Origin of the sequence: Neolewinella antarctica (assembly GCF_011927835.1) — a bacterium.
In the GTDB taxonomy this organism is placed as follows: domain Bacteria; phylum Bacteroidota; class Bacteroidia; order Chitinophagales; family Saprospiraceae; genus Neolewinella; species Neolewinella antarctica.
The window spans coordinates 87574-104913 of the sequence record NZ_JAATJH010000010.1; the positions used below are offsets into that span (position 1 = coordinate 87574).

At 54.2% G+C, this 17340-nt stretch carries 7 protein-coding genes; 4 read left to right on the plus strand and 3 right to left on the minus strand.

From position 1 onward, the window contains the following. Positions 1 to 76: 76 nt before the first annotated feature. Positions 77 to 3223 (minus strand): glycosyl hydrolase, encoded by a 3147-nt coding sequence (locus GGR27_RS18725; protein WP_168040212.1) that lies wholly within the window; start codon positions 3221 to 3223, stop codon positions 77 to 79. Positions 3224 to 3537: 314 nt separating this feature from the next. Between GGR27_RS18725 and GGR27_RS18730 the strand changes: the two genes are divergently transcribed. The 3 genes from GGR27_RS18730 to GGR27_RS18740 all read left to right on the plus strand — a co-directional run bounded on the left by GGR27_RS18730 (position 3538) and on the right by GGR27_RS18740 (position 9832). After that, on the plus strand, positions 3538 to 6618 hold the full coding sequence (locus tag GGR27_RS18730) for a SusC/RagA family TonB-linked outer membrane protein (protein WP_168040214.1): 3081 nt from the start codon (positions 3538 to 3540) through the stop codon (positions 6616 to 6618). An 86-nt stretch (positions 6619 to 6704) separates the two neighbouring features. Continuing rightward, complete coding sequence (locus tag GGR27_RS18735; protein WP_168040216.1) at positions 6705 to 8219, plus strand: RagB/SusD family nutrient uptake outer membrane protein; 1515 nt, start codon at positions 6705 to 6707, stop codon at positions 8217 to 8219. Positions 8220 to 8332: 113 nt separating this feature from the next. Next, the gene (locus GGR27_RS18740) at positions 8333 to 9832 is read left to right on the plus strand and encodes a sulfatase-like hydrolase/transferase (protein WP_168040218.1); all 1500 of its coding nucleotides are present in this window, start codon (positions 8333 to 8335) and stop codon (positions 9830 to 9832) included. Positions 9833 to 9945: 113 nt separating this feature from the next. Here GGR27_RS18740 and GGR27_RS18745 read toward each other — a convergent pair whose 3' ends face one another. Both GGR27_RS18745 and GGR27_RS18750 read right to left on the minus strand, forming a co-directional pair. Next, positions 9946 to 11607, minus strand: coding sequence for a sulfatase (locus GGR27_RS18745; RefSeq protein WP_168040220.1), 1662 nt, complete (start codon positions 11605 to 11607; stop codon positions 9946 to 9948). A 511-nt stretch (positions 11608 to 12118) separates the two neighbouring features. Continuing rightward, positions 12119 to 13165 carry a GntR family transcriptional regulator gene (locus GGR27_RS18750; RefSeq protein ID WP_168040222.1) on the minus strand — a complete coding sequence of 349 codons (1047 nt, stop codon included), beginning with the start codon at positions 13163 to 13165 and terminating at the stop codon, positions 12119 to 12121. 659 nt (positions 13166 to 13824) lie between these two features. On the opposite strand from GGR27_RS18750, the gene GGR27_RS18755 reads away from it, so the two are divergent. Beyond that, positions 13825 to 17004, plus strand: coding sequence for a glycoside hydrolase family 2 TIM barrel-domain containing protein (locus tag GGR27_RS18755; RefSeq protein ID WP_168040224.1), 3180 nt, complete (start codon positions 13825 to 13827; stop codon positions 17002 to 17004). Positions 17005 to 17340: the final 336 nt, after the last annotated feature.

Consider the following 17340-nt stretch of genomic DNA (forward strand, 5'->3'; position numbering starts at 1 on the left):
GGGGCCGGGGAGAGGGCTTTAGAATGTTACTTCAATAATATTTGCTTGTCCACTTACAAAAACCCATCATTCCGCATCACTCATTCGTAACCAACCGCACCGGTCCCAACAACCCCGAAGGCTGCAATTCCTTACGCTTCGGCCGAACCCCCGTAAGCGTCCACAGTCGCTGCTCCCCCTCGGGAAGCTCGGCATCTTCGATCAGTTGGTTCACCCAGAGGTTGGTCACCTCGATCGCTATTTCGTTATTACCCTTAATTAAATAATCCGAAACCTCAATTCGCCACGGCGCGGTCCACAGCCCACCTACGTACCGCCCATTCACCGTGACGTTGGCAACGACCGCCACGTCCCCCAGTTCCAACCAAACCTCCTGGCCTGCGGGCACTTTCGGAGCAGCAAACGTCTTCCGGTAAGTAGCCGAACCGGAGAAGTAGCGAATATCTTCGTCCGCATGACCTGACCAATCCATCAGATTCTCCAGCTCAATAGTTTTGTCCATACCCAGGTAATCATTCCGAAACTGAACGGACCATGAACCAGCTAACTCCGTCAGCACTTTCGGCTGTGGATAATTCTTACCCGTAGGCGCGGCCCCGTCCGGTTCGCTGAAAACAACAAAGCCACTTTCCAAAGGACCCAGCCGTAGCGGAACGTGAACGTGCTCCGCCGTGCCCCGGAACTCGGGCAAGGGACGATGAGCGCCATCAATCGGGTCCCACCATTCCGGCCGTAACCCTTTCGCCCGGAAGCCGGCTACGAAGTCGATCGTTTCCTCACTCTGGTTGGTCAGGAAGTATATTTCTTGGTCCGATGTCCGCCGGTGGATCCATAAAACCGGACTGTTAGGAGGCAGCTCCAGATCGGCCACGGTCCCGATTTTTAATAAAATGTTTTGCAAGCTTGTATCATTCACGACTCGCTCGTTCTGCCACAGAGCTTCCGCAGTCTCAGTTACGTTTTCGTCGGCGACACCGAAATCCGTCAGGCTGGGAGACCGTCGAGGCGGTGCACCGACAATCGTTGCTCCTTCCGCTACGAGTTCCGCGATACGGAGAAGCATTTCCGGCCGCATCGTTTCGGATTTCGGCAGCACCAGAATGCGGTAACTCGGCCCGTCCGCTACGGTGATGCGACCGTCTACTACGCTCGTCCGGTTGTGCAACACGTCGGCGTTGATGTAATCAAAAGAATAGCCCGGTGGCACGGGCGGGTCGGTCACACCCGTCATTTTCGGTACGTCCTCCCCGATGAAGTAGGCCACGTCGGCCACGAATTCTCCCTGACGGAGCAGGTAACCACAACGTCGTTCGTAATCGATCCACGATTTAGCTTTCGGGAACCAGGTATTGTGGCGGTTAAATTCCGTCCCGAACCAGGCATTCACGCCCGGCTGTTTGTCTTCGTACGGCTGCTGGATGTAGACGTGGTAAACCCGGTGGTTGATGCCTTCGGTAAAACTCCAATCTCCCTTTTTCTTCAGCATGGCCGGGTAGCGTTCGAAGTCCTTACCGGCAGCGGTGAAAGACTCGGCCGAGACCTGCTCCTTACCGTAAATATGCGCCGCCGAAGCCGCCGCTTTGCACTCGATGCTACCCAGCGTTCCCTCGTTCCAGAATTCCCCACCGACGAAATCCGACTGCCCACCGTACAGTAAGAACTCGGAAGGAAACCCCCAGTGGCCGTAATTTTCCAACCATAGTTTCAGCCCGTTCTCCGCGCACATGTCCCGTAACCCGCCAACGTATTCGTACGCGACACGGTCGGCGACCAGCCGGCGAAGGTCCCACAAAAAACGGTTGCTTTCGTCGACGGAACTAACTACGTGACCGCTAAGTACGGGTAGCCAAGGCAAGGGGTCGTAACCGTAATTCTTCTTAAAAGGTCCCTCAAGGTCATCCGTCCAGTTCTGGCCACCCATTTCGTAGCTGTCCGCGATCACGTACTTGAAAGCTTCGCGTTCCGATGCGGGCATAGAGTTCAGGAGGTCGCCGATGAAAGCATCGAAGTGCTGCGGTAGGGCGCCGCGGTTCATTTTATCCACCTCCAGGCCCGTGGCACCCGGCGCGGCGGGGCCGTTCTTTACGCCGGTAGACAGCATGCCGGTGCGGACGATCGTCCAGTTGCCGGGTGGGACTTCCCAGTTCAACACACCATCCTCATCGAGCTTGTCGCTGAGGTCAATTACCTGACCTACCGGCACTACTTGTTCCGGAGTAGGTTCCGCCTGGGCCGGCCACTGGTAAGCGCCTTCCAGCGGTAAGGGCGTCGGGTGCATCAGGGCCAGTTGCTTTTCGAGGCCGTACTCGAGGCGGGCGGAAGTGCTGAGCGCGGCGGTTTTTAGGCCGATCTTTTTGCTGCCGCGGGTTGCTTTGATCTTGGTAAATTCTAATCGGAACTTTCGAGCTTCCGTAGCCGGGAACGAAATCGTTAGCGGTGGATCGTCGTAGAAACCGATCTGATCCATGTTGTTGCTCCGGTCGAAACGGAATGTGCGGAGCGTTTGCCATTCCCCCTTTATTTCCGCACGCAGCACGACGGTTGCGAAGAAAGTGCCTTCAGGTTTCAGTAAGAGCGTTGTGTAAAGGGCTGGCGCGGACGCTGGTGCAGAGAAATTTAGTACAGCAGTATCCTTACTGGTGAAATTTGTCGCTTCGATCAAAATATCTTCGCCCGTTGGCGTACTCGGGAAGGCCAGAACGGCCACGTCGGCGAAGTCTCCTACCGGGGCGGGAAGGATCTCGTTGAAGGTAAGCGGACCGGTAACTTGAGTTTCCCGCGAGGCGAGAAAGCGCATTGAATTATCGGTGGTGTTCCAGGGGCCGCCCGACTGGCTCCAGCCCGGGCTGTTGAACATACCTATGTCTACGCCAAGCCGGCCTCCTTCGCGGATGGCGTGCTGGGTGAGTCGTTTCCATTCCGGGCTGAGCATGGGGACCGGCCCGTCCTCCTTTACCCGGTCGAGATAGATGTTGCCGATCAGTGCCGCGCCGATGCCTACGTCCGCCATGGCTTCCAGATCGCGGGTGATGCCTTCTTCGGAGATGTGGTTATTGATCCAGTACCAATAGAGCCAGGGCTTGGTTTCGTCGGGTGGGTTTTGGAAGGAGCCGGCCAGTGATTGGCTTGGTTCCGTGTTGCCCAGCCCGCTCGTGGGCTGGCGCGTGCAGGCCATCAGCAGCATCAAAACGGATAGCGTAATTAGTCGGTAACGGATATTCATAGTTTGTGTATCTAAGGATGTTTGCACCCGCGACAGCGCCCAATTTCTCTTCCTTAGGGTCGAATCCCATCCTGTACCATCCCGCCCATTAATGTATGAATAATGGCACAACACCTTGATACGCTACAAAAATAAATTCTGGCAGGTCAGTCAGGACAAAATATGGTACTTAGTGTACAAACTAAGCCAACGAAAATTCGGCTTTCCGGGTAGGTACAGGATGCTTAAGGCTTGTGGGGCGCTGTAATATTGGAGCGCCGCAGGGTAGGAAATGCCCTAGGTCGGTCCACTAAGTCACACGCAAAATTATGATCATGAAACAACCCAACTCACGACTATATTTCATTTTATTAACCCTGCTCACTGCGGGTGGGCTGATGGCACAATCCGTCACGATAGCGGGCACGGTCACCGGCCCCAACGGGACTCCACTGATCGGGGCAACCGTCGCTGAGACCGGCACCACAACGGGTACGGTGGCTGATCTGGACGGTGCTTATTCACTAACTGTCTCCGGCCCGGAAGCCGAAGTATCCGTGACCTATACGGGCTACCGGACTGCCCGCCGGAAAGTCAATAATCAATCTTCAATTAATTTTGTTCTTCAAGAGGATAGTGAAACATTGGAGCAAATTGTCGTCGTAGGTTATGGTTCGCAAAAGCGGTCCGACATCACGGGCTCAGTTACTTCAGTAGGCAGTGCGGAGCTGGAAACAGCCGTATTCAATACCGTCGACCAGCTGCTTCAGGGCCGGGCCGCGGGCGTTCAGGTCACTTCCAGCAATGGTGCACCGGGAAGCGGTTCTACCATTCGGATTAGGGGTAGCAACTCCATTCTAGCTGGAAATGGCCCGCTCTACGTTGTGGACGGGATTCCCATTGCGGGCACGCCAAATTTTAATCCACAAGACATTTCAAACATCGAGGTGCTTAAGGACGCCTCCGCAACGGCAATTTATGGCTCGCGGGGCGCAAACGGTGTTATTTTAGTGACGACGAAACGGGGTACTTCCGGTAAAACAAAGATCTCGATTGATGCGAACACTACTACTTCATCCGTACTGACGCAGATCGACGTGCTCAACGGTCAGCAGTACGCAGAGTTTCGGAATGAAGCGGCCGTCGACCAGGGTGAAGCAGCCCCTTTTGATGACCCGGCTCAATTTGCCGGCCAGGGCATCAACTGGCAGGATGAGATCATTGGTAGCGGGCAACGGACGAACATTGGTCTTAACATTACCGGGGGTGGCGATAACGCTAGATTCTTCGTTTCCGGTGACTACCTACTTGACCAGGGTATCGTGATTAATTCCAATTTCCGGCGCTATAATGCTCGGGCGAATGTCGACATCGACGCCCTCAATGACCGAGTTACTTTCAAGGTCGGTATGAACCTAACACAACGAGAAGGCAGGAATGCTGGCTTTGGCGTCGGAGGCTTTCCAAACGCACTCGGTCCGATTACTAACGCCCTGCTTTCCGAACCCCTGGTTCCCAGCCGTGATTTTTTCGGGGAAACAGCGGAAAAATTGGAGTTTTATAACCCCTACTTAGAAGTAACCGAAAAAAACAACCGTAATTTTCGCACATCCATACTCGCTAACTTCCAGATGGACGCCAAAATTACTGACGACCTCACCTTTACTTTTAATGGTGGAACCAACGCTCGGATTGACCTTACGGAGGTGTTTACACCGTCGACTGTTGGTGCGGGTATTAACGCCCGTGGCTTGGCCACATCTAATACCGGACGGAGTTATGATTTGATCTCAAGTGCTTACCTCAATTATAAGAAAGTGATTAATGGGGATCATTCCCTCAACTTCACCGGTGGCGTTGAGTACAGCGAATTTAATAATTATAGTTATAACAGCCGAGTGGGTGATTTCGAACTTGAAATCTTGGGTCTCGAACAACCTAACATTGGCACTTCATTCTTCGGCCCTGGCGGAGGTCGGTCTTTAGCGGTCTTACAATCCGGTTTCTTCCGGGCGAACTACGCTTACCAAAACAAGTATCTACTCACCTTTACCGGTCGGGCGGACGGTTCTTCCCGCTTCGCGGCTAACAACAAGGTGGCTTACTTTCCTTCGGCAGCCATTGGGTGGCGGGTTACTGAAGAAGATTTCTTGCAGGACGATGATGCCATCTCCAATCTCAAGTTGCGGGTTAGTTACGGTGCGACGGGTTCTCAGTCCATTGGTTCTTACCAGTCTCGGGCTCGTTACGGTACCGGTCAGTACCCCATCGGTAACGTACCTGCGCTAGCTTTCATTCCGACAAGTGTAGAGAATCCTAACCTTAGCTGGGAAACGACCAGGCAGTTCAATGCTGGAGTTGATTTTGGGTTGTGGAACAATAGACTAGAGATCATCGCTGATTACTTCATCAAAACGACCGTGGACTTGCTAGCTAATGTTCCCTTATCGCAACAGTCCGGTTTTGGTGGAACGATCGACAACCTCGGTAGTATAGAAAACAAAGGTGTTGAATTGAGCATCAATGCCTTCATTATGGACAGACCTGGGTTTACTTGGAATACGGGTTTGAACTATACCACATTTAAAACAACCGTAGTAGAACTTGGTGGAAACGGTGAACTATTTGGCCCTGGCATTGCGAGTAATTTCGGTGGCAATGCGCACATTTATCGGGAGGGAGAAGAATTTGGTCTTTTTTACGGTTACGTAACTGACGGACTTATTCAGCAAAGCGATTTGGACGCAGCTACGGAGAGCGGCGTGCCACTCCCGGCATTTAATAACGACCGGGTACTAGGGCACTGGAAATTTCGTGACCTCAGCGGCCCGGACGTAGTTGATGCTGACGGAAATGTAACGAACCCATCCGATGGCCGTATCAACGGGCTCGACCGCCAAGTAATCGGTAAATCTAATCCTGACTTTCTCCTGGGTTGGAATAACGACTTCACCCTCGGCAACTTTAGTCTAAATGTATTCATTCAAGGTTCATTTGGCAACGACATTCTCAACGCGATCCACCCGGTACTAAACTCCGGATTTTTAAGTAATCAGTCCTATAAAAATCAGACTGTAGATTGGTACGAAAATCGCTGGACGCCAGAAAACCCCACAAACGATCCCCGCTATCCTTCGATCAATAGTATTTCCGCACCAGTGGCCGATTTCATGATTGAGGACGGTACTTACGTTCGACTTAAGAATGTATCGCTACGGTATCGCCTACCCGTTAATACCGAGACGATTAAATCGGTCCAATTTTATGTAACCGGTACCAACCTAATAACCCTCACTAACTATACGGGCTTTGATCCTGAGGTTAGTTCCGTAGGCAGTGCGCTCGCTCCTGGGGTCGATTTAGGCGTCTACCCCCGTCAACGGGCGGTTACGCTCGGGCTGACCGCCGGCTTTTAAAGTATAACCTTTACCACTCGCAAAAAAGGTAATTGACCGGCCGGTAGTCCAAACGTCCGAAGTTGGTCACTACCCTCAAAATAATAATGATGATGAAATATTTCTATAAAACTTGCCTGTTGCTATCGCTTTTTATCGGCCTATCGGCCTGCGAGAGCCTGGAAGAAAAGCCTTTTTCCTTCATCGGTGTTGATAATATTTACCAGAACGAAGATGACGTAGACAAGGCGCTGCTGGGTGTCTACGAAACCCTATTTTTTCCCGGGGTCTCCGATTTGTGGTACACGTTGTCTACGTCCGGCCCTTCAGAAATGATCACCGTGAGATTGAAAGGTGGAGGACAAGGACAAATGTCCTCGGTCGATTTTAACGAAACTTCACCCCATGGGCAGTTTTGGAGTCATTTTTATCGCGGCATCAACCGAGCCAACAACGTAATTAAGATTACACCTAGCGTGGGCTTGGAGGATGGACTAGAAAATGCAAAAATAGCGGAAGCTCGTTTCTTACGTGCTTTCTTTTATTTTCATTTGGCGCGGATGTTCGGAGACGTTCCATTACAGCTTGAACCAACCGAAGATTTTAGCGACGAGGCGATCCGTAAGCCACGCGCACCGCTTACGGAAGTCTACGCCGTAATTATTGCGGATTTAGATTTTGCCGCGGCTAATCTTCCGCTCACTCGACCCGCTAACCAGTTTGGCCGCGCTAGTGTAGCGGTGGCAAACACCTTACTTGGTAAGGTATACTTACAGATGGCGGGTCTTCCACTCCAGCAAACCGAACAGTACAGCAAGGCCATCTCGACTCTTGAAAAAGTAATCGGAGTACACAGCCTTCAGGAGAAGTATAGTGACGTGTTTGATATTGCTACCGAGGGTAACAATGAGATTATTTTCGCACGTCCTAATTTGTCGAACGTAGAAGGTAGCGGGACGGTCATGACGTTCTTTCAGGGAGCGCCAAACACCCCGTTTTCATTCCCCATAGGTCAGTATCAGCTGGCTTTTACCGAGCTGCTTTATAATAGTTTCGATTCAATGGATCTTCGGCGCGACGTGACTTTTCTCTACGAATATACTCACATTAACACAGGTGACACGATTCGCTACAACCCCGGCGGCGAGCCAACGGCAGGTCTACAATTTGGTGGGCCACGCAAGCCTAACGGCATCCCAATCGGTAAGTTGAAAGATCCTTCTAATCAACTAAATCCGTTCGGCCACGGTAACGATTTAATTTATTTGCGTTACGCCGATGTTTTACTCATGCTGGCGGAAGCTCATAATGAGATGGGAGAAGGTGGCACCTCCCGGGATTACCTCAATGAGGTCCTGCAACGGGCTGGGCTGGATGACGAGAATGAAGCGGACCAGAACTCACTTCGTGAACTCATCAAATTGGAACGAAAAAAGGAATTGGCCGGAGAATTCCACGAATACTTCGATCTACAACGCTGGGGTGATTTAGAAGCTTCCATGGCCGTTAATCCGGATGCAATTCTGAGAAATGTTGCCTACGAACCTAAGCTAGAACTCTACCCGCTTCCCCGGGGCGTACTTGAAAATAATGAGAACCTAACGCAAAACCCCGGGTACTAAAAACTGCTTCCGGCTCAGACCAGCCGGTGACAGCTCATAATTTACTACTACTTGTTTTACAGGGGAGCCGGGGCATCAACACCGCGGCTCTCCATTTTTATACCCCGACGCACATGGCCCATCGCTACCTGTTTGCCCTGCTCCTTCCCCTTTTTGTTTGCACCTGCGACAGCGCCCCAAAAGATGAAAATAATGCTAATGATGAAGAAAAACTACCCAACCTACTAATCGTCCTCTCCGACCAGCACAGCTACGACATGCTCGGTACCTACGGAAATACACAAATAAAAACGCCCAACCTCGATCGGTTCGCGGCCGAAGGCATCCGCTTCGACCGCGCCTTCACCAACCAACCCGTCTGCACGCCCTATCGGGGGATGATCATGAGTGGGATGCAGCCACTGAAGAATGGGGCGTTCATAAATGACGCTCCCCTACTCCCGAATAAGACGAAACTGCTGGCGCAAGTATTGAAGGATAAAGGCTATCAGACCGCCTACATCGGTAAATGGCACCTCCTCGGTGGGGAACGCGACCGACCCATCCCCGAAGGTGATCTGCGCTACGGTTTCGATAAAGTATTGACCAATAATTGCCACGTCGACTTCCGCGCCGGCAAAGCCTTTTTCTGGAATGAAAAGGATGAAAAAGAATTCTTCGATAAGTGGGAAGTGTACGGACAAACGGACCAGGCCTTAGCCTACCTTGACACCGTTGACACGGACAAACCCTTCGCCCTGGTCGTCTCCTGGCACCCGCCCCACGACTGGGGTAAGTTCAAAGGCGTGGACGGAAAGATGCACTACCGCTACGACACGGACGAAGAAATGATGGCGGTTTACGACCGGGACTCCATCCAACTGCGCCCCGGTATCGAGCGTACGCCGGACCGCCTGCACATGTACCACGGCTACATGGCCGCCACCACCGGCGTGGATAAAGCCTTCGGACAACTAATGGACAAACTCAGGGAAAAGGGAATGGAAGAAAATACGCTCGCGCTCTTCAGCGCCGACCACGGCGATATGCTCGAAAGCCACCACGCCATCCTCCCGAAACAGTACCCCCACGACTATTCCACCCGTATCCCCTTCCTGGTGCGCTACCCCGCGAAGATCGAGGCCGGGCAGTCGACCGATCTGCTGTTTGGCGCCCTCGACATCATGCCGACTTTACTGGGCTTGCTGGACGTAGATACCCCCCAGGAATATGACGGCAAGAACCTCGCTAACGAAATCCTGACCGGCAACGAGGATGCCGTGGATGAGCTACCCATCTGGGTCTACAAGCGCGGCGTCGCCAAAAACCAGAACTGGCGCGGCGTCATTACCCCGGAATATACTTTTTCCATGGGCCGGGGCGTAGATTCACTCGAAATCACCAACGTGCTGTTCGATCGTAACGCAGATCCTAATCAATTAAATAACTTGTTTCACGACCCGGCGCACCACGACGTCCGCGAGGAACTGCGGCAAAAAACATTCGCCTGGATGCGGAAGTACAACGATCAGTTTTGGGGGGTGGAGGAGTTCTTGCGCATTCGACCGGAGGAGACTTGGATGTATAATTATACGCAGTCGCCTTTTGAGCTTTTTGCGGAAGAAGGTAGGTAGGTAGGTAGGTAGGTAGGTGGTCTAGAGTCTCTGGTCTTTGGTCTATACTCTATACTCATAACCATCCTCCCGGCTGGCCATTGCGAATAAAACCTAGCAACCAACCACGATATTTATTTAATCAAATTAACAAACCCCGCGTCCCGAACCTCCTTACCCGCTTCGTATTCCGCATTAATCACCGGCCAGTACCGCTCATCCACGTTCTCCTCCAGCCACTCGATGAGTTCCGCGAATAATTCCTCGCGGAGTTCGGGCTGCGCTTCCGCTAAATCGTTTTGCTCGTAAGGATCTTTTTCGATGTCGTAGAGGTGGAGGCGCCCGTGCCAGTCGAAGATCAGTTTGTGTTCATCTCTGCGGATGGCGGAATGGGGCGTCAGGGCCTGCCCGTCGTAGGGGCTGTTGTAGATGACGTTGAAGGGATAGTGCCAGTACCGGGTTTGCTTAGCGTAGCTCCCCGCGTAGCCGGCGTCGATCAGTGGGAGGATGCTCTGCCCGTCCAGGTCCTCGGCGGTGATGACCGCGCCGGCGTCGTAGCCCGCCGCGGCCAGGATGGTGGGGTAAATATCCGTGTAATCGACGGGCTCGTTGACCCAGGTGCCGCCGTCGGTTTTCCCTTTCCAGTAGGCGATTAGCGGTACGCGGATGCCGCCTTCCGTCAGGCAGGCCTTGCCGCCGAGAAAAGGTGCGTTGTCCGTGCCGTCGCCCCGGGGGGTGATCTTGCTGTCGATGCCGCCGTTGTCCGACATGAAGATTACGAGGGTATTTTCCGCTATTCCCAAGCTATCCAGTTTATTGAGCACGGCCCCGACGGAGCGGTCCATACTCTTGACCATGGACGCATAAATCGGGTCCTTGTGGCCATTCGCGCCACGGGTGGGTCGGTCCTCGAAGTAGGCAACTTCGTCCGGTTTTCCCTGGTAGGGGGAATGGACCGCGAAGTGGGAAAAGTATAGGAAGAAAGGCTTCCCGTCGTCCGCCGCGGCTCGTTCGTCCAGGAAGTTGAGGGCCTGCGCGGTGAGGTCGTCGGTCAGGTAGTCTTCGCCGGTTTCCGGGCCGGCGTTACCCATTTCCATCTGCGCTTGCGGAATGTCGGGGAATTGGTTCTTCGCGTTGTTATTCCAGGGCGCGCGCCAGTTGAAGTAGGTAGAGCCGCCCGCGTCGAACCAGGCGAGGGTTGCGAAACCCTGATCCGCGGGCTGGTGGCCGGCCGCGCCGAAGCCGCCCAGGTGCCACTTGCCGATGAAGGCGGAATGGTGGCCCGGCATGGCTTCCGCGATGCTCAGCATGTCTCGTCCGTCGTCGTCGGGCGCGCCGGTTGGTAGCGCCGAGTTGGACGTCGCGTTGGTCCAGGCTTGCTCGATTTTGATGTCGTCGTGGTGGTCGAGCACGTCGTGGGCGTAGTAGCCTGCCGGCACGGGGAGCGCCTGGTTGTAGTAGGTTTCGCGCGGGGGCATGGCGGTCATGAAGCCGACGCGGGGCGCGTATTTACCGCTCAGGATGCCGGCGCGCGTGGGCGAACAGAGCTGGGTCGCGTAGGCCTGGCTGAAGGAGACGCCACCGGCCATGAGGCGGTTCAGGTTGGGGGTTTCGTAAAAGGTTTCGGCGTTGGTGGAGCCCGTGAATTTCTCCGCGTAGCCCTGCGCGTCGGTTATTCCGAAGTCGTCGGCGAGGATGAAAACTACGTTGGGCATTTCCGCGGCGGGTGGTGGGGTATCGGCGGCGCGGTCGCAGGTGCAAAGGAGGAACAGGGGAGCGAGCGGAAGTAATCTCATAAACGATACAATAATATTTTATAAATATACCTAAGAGCATGTTGGGACCTTGGGTTCCTGGCCGGTTTTAAGGCAGTTTTGTGATGGTTAAGGCAGCAACCACGAAGTAGCACCGAAGGTAAACCGGAGTTTAGCCGCCCCGATAGCTATCGGGGAATGAGGATTTTGCTCTTCAGTAGTCTGGGTAAAGGGTCCTAGACTACTGACTAACCACCGCAAAAGTGGCCAAAACAAGGCCGGAAGCTGAAGTCCCAACATGCTCTTACTTAGGTGAAAGCTGAGCGACCCCGCCTTCAGTGAGTAGGAACCCGAAGACCAGGCCCCAATGAAATCAGTATTAAATAACGTAACGCGGATTTTTAGCTAAAAAACACAGAGAAACGCTTTGCAACTACGTCGAGACGTGTATTACCCGCGCCTTTGTGGTTTGCCTCTCGGTAATTCGTACGCCGTAGTTAGCTTGGTAGTACTTCGCGCAATGTAGTGAAATCAGGTTGCGCAGGGTCAGGTATTAGTGAGAATTCCGATCGGTAAACACGAAACGGTTCTTGGTCTTCTCTTTTCCGCGCTGCCTGAGGAGATCGGCGGCAAGCCGCCCCATCTCGTCAAAGTCGGTGGAGACGGTCGTTATGCCCAACAAATCCTTGAGCGGCGTTTCGTTGTACGAAATAACCCCGATGTCTTCCCCCAGGGTGAACCCCTGGTCCCGGGCGGCCTTGACGAGGTTAACGAGGTCCGTTTCCGGGATGGTGAGGTAAAGCGTACCGGGTTCGAGCGTCATATGCTCTTCTATTTCCTCAATAACCTGAAACTGAATTTTGGCTTCGACGCAGAAGCGGTTGAACCCACGTACGATTCGCTTCGGGTAGGGGTAGACGGAACGCGAGGGAAAGGTGATGACGAACTTCTGGTAGCGAGCGATTTTCTCCCGACTCATTTTCAGGGCTTCGTAAAGATCGTTCTCAAAATCTTGGTACACCCCCGCGTGGTTCTCCGCTAGTGCCTCCAGGTAATTATCCAGGATGATGAGTTTGTTGTCGGGGATACGCCGCATGGCGTTCAGCACCGGTTCGGTAGCACTGGTGTGCCGCTGGCGGGCATTCGCGAAGTGCGGCATGATTACGTAATGATCGTACGTCTTTTGATTCTTCTTGAGTATGTCCAGAAATAAGCCTTCATCGCAGTGATAAACTTGTAAATCGACGTGAAACTCCGGACCGACCGCAGCCAGGAAAGAATGGTACATCCGCATTTTGTACGCACTCAATTTATTGAGTAAGAAAAGCACCTTGAGTTGACTGTCCAACGGCGTACTACTAATGTAAAACCCTTTACCCTTGACGGATATGATAATGCGTTTGTCCTTGAGAACTTTATAAGCCTTCTCCACGGTATCGCGGGAGAGCATAAACTGCTCCGAGAGCTTGTTAATGGAAGGTAGTTTTGCGTTGAGCTGAAAATTCCCCACCGAAATATTTTCGGAAATACTGTCGACGAGCTGCCGGTACTTGGGTTGTGGCGCGTGCCGGTCGATCGTAATTTTATCTAATAATTCCATGTGGTACGGGAGAAATTGCGTGACCTAATGTGAAAAACTACGAACCAGATGACCGGGGGGTAAATACGGCAAAAACTAACCTCCTCGTGCACTGGCGCAGCTACCCTGCCGTCAGTGTCTGACCCGGGGCGTTTTCTCAAGTGTAATCCAGGGAGGTGGTCACGGCTTCCGTGGGACAAATTACTACCAAACATCCACATTTTACCCGCAAAAGGGGTAAAATACAATCGGTTGCAATCTTTTTCTCAGTAGTGATGCCCGGAGCTACCGAGCGACGTTCCGAAATGGTTGGCAATCGGTTGCGAGGATTGGGCTACCGACGCATAAATTAATCGTTCGGGATAAATTACCACCGCAGCTGACTACCCCCCTTTTTGAAATATTTTGGTTGACAGCACATCCCCGACGCACTAAATCCTTTTCCCCCAGCCCCTGCTACTTCGTAGCTGCTTCCGCAACCGGAGCGCCGGCGCGCGGGTGTACGTAGCCGACGACATCAATCGGCGGCCGGGCCGGCGGTAAGAGAATAGAAATTGATTGATTTCGCGGTGGGGAAGCCACTGCACCTCACAACCTGACCGGTAAGCCGGGCCAAGCCACTAACTTGGCGGAACTAACCAATTGTGCCCCGGTATATTTTCGACAATAAATTTCTACCCATGCGTCTTCCGCTCGCCACGTTACTTTTGCTCTTACTGAATCTCCCCTTCACCAGCGTCCGCGCCCAGCAACATTACGTGCAGAACCCGGGGACGTTCGGTGTGAACCGGCTGCCGGCCCACGCGACGCTTTACCATTATGACGGGCTCGACGACGCGGCAAATAACGGCGAACTGGCGGGGCGGACGGACCTGAACGGCACCTGGAAGTTCCAATTCAAGGCCCACGGGGATAATGCGCGGCCGCGGGTGCAGAGGTCGGTGGATGCGCGGGCTTGGTCGGACATCCGGGTCCCGGGCAACTGGGAAATGCAGGGGTTCGGGATGCCGATTTACTTAAACTGGGAATACCCGTGGCGGCCCGTCGCGCTCCCTTACGTACCAAGCAGCGCGGGGCCGACCGAACACGATAGCAACCCGCTGGGCCAGTACTACCGGACCTTTACGATCGACGATTACCGGGCGGGCGACCGGCAGGTGCTGCACTTCGGCGCGGTGAGCTCGGCGTTTCACGTGTGGGTGAACGGAACCTACGTGGGCTTCAACCAGGGCAGCCGTACGCCCGCCGAGTTCGATATTACCGACTTAGCTACTGATGGCGAGAACGAAGTCTACGCCGAAGTGTACCGCTACTCCGCGGGCTCCTACCTGGAGGACCAGGACCACTGGCGGATGAGCGGACTGCACCGACAAGTGTATGTGCAGAGTACGCCGCAGAATTACCTGTCCGACCTATTCGCCAAGCCCACGATCATGGCCGACGGCACGACCGGCCACCTCCGTATCGAGCCCCGTGTCGAATACCGTGACCCGGCGGCTATCCGTGACTGGCGCGTGGAGATGCGGTTGTACGGGGCCGGTAACGAGCAGATTGGGCAAACCGTCGGCAAGTCGCTGAACCCCGTGACGGAGTACTTCGAGCGCGGGGCGTACCACAATCCGTACGGCGTGCACCAGTTCTACAACCTGGAGATGGAAGTACCGGACGTCCGGCAGTGGACCGGCGAGACGCCCCACCTTTACCGCCTGGTCGTCAGCGTACTGGACGCCACGGGGACCGCGGTCGACCACGTAAGTTTGCACGTCGGTTTCCGCAACGTCACCTGGGGCGGCGAGGGCCTGCAAGTGAACGGCAAAGAAGTCATCCTCTACGGCGTCAACCGTCACGACCACAGCGCCACCAACGGTAAGGCGGTCACCCGCGCCGAGATCCGGGAAGACCTGCGACTCATGAAGGCCTTCAACATCAACGCCATTCGGACGAGCCACTACCCCAACGATCCCTACCTCTACGAACTAGCTGATTCCGTCGGCGTGTACGTGATGGACGAGACCAACGTCGAAACCCACAAGGTCGGCAGCATGATCAGCGGGATGCCGATGTTCGCGAACGCGATGCTGGACCGTGCCATCCGGATGGTGGAGCGCGACAAGAACCACGCCAGCATCATCAGCTGGTCGCTCGGTAACGAAGCCGGGACGGGGCCGAACCACGCCGCCATGGCCGCCTGGATTAAAAACCGCGACGGCAGCCGCTTTCTCCACAACGAAGGCGCGTCGGACGGCGATTACGACATCCCCCCGAACGGCAAACTGAACGCCGAAACCGCGTACGTCGACGTCCGCAGCCGCATGTACGCACACAAAGAAACCATGCGTGCCATCGCGACCGACCCCGCCGACGACCGCCCGGTGATGTACGCCGAGTACGCCCACGCGATGGGTAATTCTTCGGGGCACATGGATACCTTCGTCGACATGTTCCGCGACTACCCCCGGTTCGTCGGGGGTTTCATCTGGGACTGGATCGACCAGGGCTTGGAAGCGACGGATTCGACCGGAACCAAATACTATAAGTACGGCGGGGACTTCGGCGAAGACCTGAACGACAATAACTTTCTCGCGAACGGACTGGTATATTCGGACCGGACGCCGCAACCGTCGCTGTACGAAGTCAAACACGCCTACCAACCGGTGCAACTGACCGGAACGGTTGACTCCGTGAGCGTGCGCAACTGGTTTAGCCACACCAATCTGGACGCGCTCGACCTCGTCATCCGGCACGTGACCGACGCGGGGACGGAAGAGCTGTACCGCGCCACCGCCCCCAGCCTTGCGCCAGGCGCGACCGCTGCGATCAACATCGTAGAAATGCTGATGGAGGACGATGTTCTTCCCGGGGAAAAGGTCGGGAGCATCAGCTACTTCGAGGTTGCGTTCCTGCAGCGAACGCCCGCATTCGGTAAGCCCGCCGGACACGAAGTCGCTTTCGATCAATTTCAGACTTTAACCATTTTCAACGACACGTACGATAATACCGCGTGGAAGGCCGAAACTAGTTTTCAGGAATCTCCAACGAGCCTGGTGTTCATTAGCGGCGCGTTTGCGGTGTACGTAAATCCTGCTACCGGAATCGTGGAAAAGATCATGAGGGATGAGGAGGATCTACTGGAGTCCCCACTCAAACCCAACTTCTGGCGGGCACCTACGGACAACGATAAGCCAGCGGGATTGGCGGCACGGTACGCGCCCTGGAAAGACGCCAGCCCCACCCTAGCCAGCTACGAATACGTGAACAACAAACTCCACCTCCACCGCACCTACCTGGCGGGCAAAATTACCGAGACCGTCGTCATCTCGGCCGGCGCGAGCGGTGGCATTCACTTTCTCAATGAGATCCAAAAGCCCGGCGCGGCCGACGAAGTGCCCGGGGTGTTCCGGTACGGACACCAAACGACCGTCGCGGCTGATTACCGGACCGTGAGTTATTACGGCCGGGGTCCTTTTGAGTCGTACGCCGATAAGTTCCGGGCCGCGCGCGTCGGTCGGTACACGCTCGACGTTGCGGAGATGAACGAACCCTACATCAAACCGGCTGAAACCGGTAACCGGATGGGCGTGGAAAGGCTAAGCTTAATCAGCGCGACGGGTGATACGCTGAAGATCGAAGGCCGCTACGATACTTTCAACTTCAGCGTCTGGCCCTACACGCAGGCCACCCTCGAAGCCGCGCAACACACGAATGAACTGACGCTGGCTAAGTACCTAACCCTGAACCTTGATTACGGACAAATCGGGGTGGGTGGTGATAATAGTTGGACGGAAAGTGCGGCGCCTTACGACGAGCACTTGTTGACGTGGGAGCGGGCGCCCTTTACGTATGGATTTACGATTAGGTAGAAGTCGGACAGCTTGCTGGCCAGGCGGAGAGATTATTTGTTAGGAGGGCGATGGAAGTAGAACCTTGCTGTGTGACTTTAATATGCTAATACTCTTAGATGTGTAAGGCGCCTTTTCAATTAAATTAGTTGGAAACATAGAAAGACTGATGCCGGTGGTTCGCCGCCGACATCAAACTAAATTGAAAGTAATGTCGTAATCGGTCTAATGTCTGATGTCTTGGTGGCACATTACAACTATATAAGTACCCGGACAATATTATCTTAACATTTGATCTAGACTAAACTCAATATTAAATAGTCCGTCTCCATAACTATCTAATATGGCACCGATACG